The following is an 808-nucleotide window of genomic DNA, read 5'->3' as shown; positions in this document are numbered from 1 at the left end:
ATTTATCCATAATCCTAGCTCTAGATCCTTTCTCTTTTATGCAACTAATCCATGCTTGTTGAACAACAGGTTCAACAGCCCTCACAATTTCTCCGGCAGATGTAGTTAATTCCAGAAACTTTCCACAGACAATTCGATGTGTTTCAAAATCATTTGCCTCATTACGTACAAACAAATTATTCAAATTATCGTCGTTAATAAGGTAAGGAGAATATGTCGAATAAATGGCTTCATTATCTTTTATTTTCGATAAAGTTTGTAAAGAACTTAATATCTTTTCCTATGGATGAATATGTAAATTATTTGCTGGTTCATCCAATAAAAAACTCTTCCATTTTGCTTCTATGTTTGCGAACTTCTGTAAGGACTTTAAAACAAAAAACCAATAAAACCCTTTACTTCTCTCATGCAAGCAAAACTAAAGAGGCTTTTTGCTTTAATTTGTAAACAACAATCTAAAAAACCACTGTTACTATCGTGATCATCATGGGATTTTTCCATTATATAATCATCAAACAGATTTCCCTCTTCAGTAATATCCACCCAACCTTCCTTCACCACGGACTTCAAATAACCATTGATCTATCCTATACGCCTATACGCTGCTTAAAAGCATCATTAATATCTTCCTGAAAAATAATACCAAGATTTTCTTCTCTATTCTTTATACTTTTATCATTCATATACCCCCTATAAGCAGATTATTAAAGATTTTCTGCTATTGGAGATTTATCTTTGAGGTTAAAAGTGCATCCTGTAATAAGGTAGCATATCCATGATGGTTATTTTAAAAAAATCTATTTTTGCA

At 31.7% G+C, this 808-nt stretch carries 1 protein-coding gene and 1 pseudogene; both read right to left on the bottom strand.

The window, feature by feature from the left end:
• Positions 1-184, bottom strand: a pseudogene (locus tag ACFIK8_RS10905) (hypothetical protein); the annotation flags it as partial.
• A gap of 185 nt (positions 185-369) precedes the next feature.
• Complete coding sequence (locus ACFIK8_RS10900; protein ID WP_375669438.1) at positions 370-543, bottom strand: hypothetical protein; 174 nt, start codon at positions 541-543, stop codon at positions 370-372.
• Between the last annotated feature and the right edge of the window lie 265 nt (positions 544-808).

This window comes from Bartonella sp. MR168JLCBS (genome assembly GCF_042194175.1).
This window is presented reverse-complemented; position numbering and strand designations above follow the sequence as displayed.